The sequence below is a fragment of the Pararhodobacter zhoushanensis genome (genome assembly GCF_003990445.1).
In the GTDB taxonomy this organism is placed as follows: domain Bacteria; phylum Pseudomonadota; class Alphaproteobacteria; order Rhodobacterales; family Rhodobacteraceae; genus Pararhodobacter; species Pararhodobacter zhoushanensis.
This window is the reverse complement of the sequence record NZ_REEZ01000023.1, coordinates 1-2,702: the sequence shown is the minus strand read 5'-3', so window position 1 is coordinate 2,702 and position 2,702 is coordinate 1. Positions and strand designations below refer to the sequence as shown.

The following is a 2,702-nucleotide window of genomic DNA, read 5'->3' as shown; positions in this document are numbered from 1 at the left end:
GTAAGCGACGTCTCCGCCCCATTGATGTTCCGCTTGCGGTCGCCCGCTCGGTGGCGCTGTCGACTGGCGTTTGCGGATTTCAGAACTCATATGAGCTCACCGGGGAGTCCCGGATGAGGTCATTTTCCCGGATTTGAGGCGGTCTCCAGTTTGGGAGCCGGGACGTAGGCCCAGGGCATCAGCGTGTCGATGTCCTTGTGGAGATGGCCGTTGGCGAGCCGGGTGAACAGATCGACGAGATAGCCATAAGGTTCGACCCCATTGATCTTGCATGTGCCGATCAGGCTGGCGAAGCGCGCCCAGGACCGGCCGCCCTCGTCATGACCTGCGAAGAGCGCGTTGCGGCGGTTCATGGCCGGGCTGCGGATGGCGTTCTCGACCAGGTTGGAGTCGATGTCGACGTGGCCGTCGTCCAGGAACAGCCGGAAGCCGTCCTGGCGGCGGAGCATGTAGGCCATGGCCTCGCCAAGATCGGACTTGCGCGAGACCCGGGCGGCCTGGGCGGTGAGCCAGCTGAAGAAGGCGTCCACCAACGGGCGGGACAGTTCCTGACGGACTGTGCGGCGGTGTTCGGGGGCGGAGCCGCGGATGGCGTCCTCAACCTTGTAGAGGGCCGCGATCCGCAGGAGCGCCTCGTCGACGATGGGCGAGCCCTTCTTCGGCTTGGCCTTGATCAGCTTTCTCCGGCCGTGGGCCCAGCAGAACGCCAGCGCCAACGGCTTGCCGCCCTTTCGGACAGGCTTGGCCAAGTGGCTGTAACCGCCGTAAGCGTCAACCTGAATGGTGCCATCAAAGCCGTCGAGGATTTCGTCGGCATAGTCACCGCTGCGGCCGGGGCGGTAGTGGAAGACCACGCCGGGTGGCAGGGGACCTCCCCATCCCCGGTCGTCCCGAAGCATCGCCCAGAGATAGCCGGTCTTGGTCTTGCCGCGCCCGGGGTCCAGCACAGGCGCCGTCGTCTCGTCCATGTAAAGCCGTGAGCTGCCGGTCTTCAGCAGCGCCGCCATGCGGTCGACCACCGGCGCGATCAGCGCGCCGGTGCGGCCCAACCAGTCCGCCAGCACTGAGCGGTCGATCGGCACGCCGAGCCGGGCCATGACCACAGCCTGCCGGTTCAGCGGCATATGCTCGGAATGCTTGGCCAGCGCGACATGGGCAAGCAGCGCCTCGGTGGGCCAGCTCCCCTCCAGCAGATGCGCCGGTGCCTTGGCCTGAACCACCCCGGCCCGCCCCTTCGGGCAGGCGTATTTCGGGCGGATGGTGACGATCACCTGGTAACGGGCCGGGATGATGTCGAGGCGCTCGGCCTTGTCTTCCCCAATGCGGACCATATCGCCACAGCCGCAGGGGCAGCCGATGCTGGCCGGCTCGATCACCCGTTCGATCCGCGGCAGGTGGTCCGGCAGGGCACGGGCCTTGCGAGGCGCGCGGGTCATCGTCTCTGGAGTGGTTGCGCTGGCCGCGATTTTCTCCTCGACCGCGGCGATCTGCGCCTGGGTCTCGGCGATGGCGGTTTCCAGGTCCTCCAGCGCCAGTTCCAGCTGTGCCGGATCGAGCTTTTCGGACTTCGGGCCGAACTTCGCGTGTCGATATTGCCCGACCTGGCCCTCCAGCTTCGCGATCAGCTCCTTCAATTCGGCGATGAAGGCCTCCTTCTCGGCCACCACCGCCTGCTCGTGCAGCCGGGCGGCGCGCTCCACCGACAGCTCGAATTGCGCGGCCTCGAACGCCCTCACCACCTCGGGTGGAAGGTCGGGATACTGGCTGAGATCAAGGGGCTGCGACATGCCCCCTTTCTACCCGATCAGGCTGGAAAGCCCAACAAAACAAGACCTGAAAGGACCGCCTGAGTCACCCTGCCGCAGCTGGAGGCACCACCCGCTGCGCCACCACCCGACGCCACTCCAGGCCCTCGAACAGCGCCTCGTATTGCGCCCGCGACAGACGCATGACCCCGTCCTGGATCTTCGGCCAAGCAAAGCTGCCTTGCTCCAGGCGCTTGTAGATCAGCACCAGTCCGCTGCCGTCCCAGACCAGGATCTTCAGCCTGTCGCCGCGTTTCGACCGGAAGATTACCGTCACGCCCGAATGGGGATCAAGCTTCAGTTGTTCCTGCACGATCAGCGCCAGCGCCTGATGACCGCAGCGGAAGTCGACGGGCCTGGTCGCCACCACGATCGGCAGCCGCTGGCCAGCGACGATCACGCCACACCTCGCAGCGCCCGCACCAGGGCCGCCGCCCGCTCGGCCGGAACATCCCCCGGAACCCGCAGAACCACATCGCCGATCTCGATAGTAATCGCCCCGGCAGAGCCACCCGGCTCCGACGCGGCTACGGGGTCCGGCTCCACCGTCACGGGAACGAAGGCTGCTTCCAGTCCTTCCATGGCATCCTCGGGCAGAGCCAGAAGACCCTGGCGCGCGTGACGCCGCCAGTCCGAAAGCTGGTGCGCGAGCACCCCGTGCCGCCGCGCGACGTCCACAACCCGAACGCCAGACCGGAAGCTCTCGGCCACGATCCGGGCCTTCACCTCCTCCGGCCATTTCCGATACCCCCGCGTCCGCTGGACTACCGCAATGCGGCCCTCGAACCCATCCCCACCGTCCGCCATCGCCGTCTCCCTCTGAAGCTCAGAGCGAAACTCGCTTCTCGGTCAGTGCTGGGGAACCGGCGAAATCAATGGGGCGGAGACGGCGCATAC

Annotated in this window: 3 protein-coding genes; all 3 read right to left on the bottom strand. The window is 66.6% G+C overall.

Annotated elements, in window-relative coordinates:
• Positions 1–119: 119 nt before the first annotated feature.
• The 3 genes from tnpC to tnpA all read right to left on the bottom strand — a co-directional run bounded on the left by tnpC (position 120) and on the right by tnpA (position 2,612).
• Positions 120–1,787 carry an IS66 family transposase gene (gene tnpC / locus EAE28_RS23480; protein WP_127110891.1) on the bottom strand — a complete coding sequence of 556 codons (1,668 nt, stop codon included), beginning with the start codon at positions 1,785–1,787 and terminating at the stop codon, positions 120–122.
• A 64-nt stretch (positions 1,788–1,851) separates the two neighbouring features.
• Entirely contained in the window at positions 1,852–2,205 is a 354-nt protein-coding gene (gene tnpB / locus EAE28_RS23475) for an IS66 family insertion sequence element accessory protein TnpB (RefSeq protein ID WP_127110889.1), read from the bottom strand.
• A complete protein-coding gene (gene tnpA / locus EAE28_RS23470; RefSeq protein WP_127110887.1) occupies positions 2,202–2,612 on the bottom strand; it encodes an IS66-like element accessory protein TnpA in 411 nt (136 codons plus the stop codon). Before tnpA ends, tnpB begins: the two co-directional genes overlap by 4 nt.
• Between the last annotated feature and the right edge of the window lie 90 nt (positions 2,613–2,702).

Coding starts and splice junctions, on each gene's coding strand:
- tnpC (WP_127110891.1), bottom strand. CDS start 1,787: ATGTCGCAGCCCCTTGATCTCAGCCAGTATCCCGACCTTCCACCCGAG.
- tnpA (WP_127110887.1), bottom strand. CDS start 2,612: ATGGCGGACGGTGGGGATGGGTTCGAGGGCCGCATTGCGGTAGTCCAG.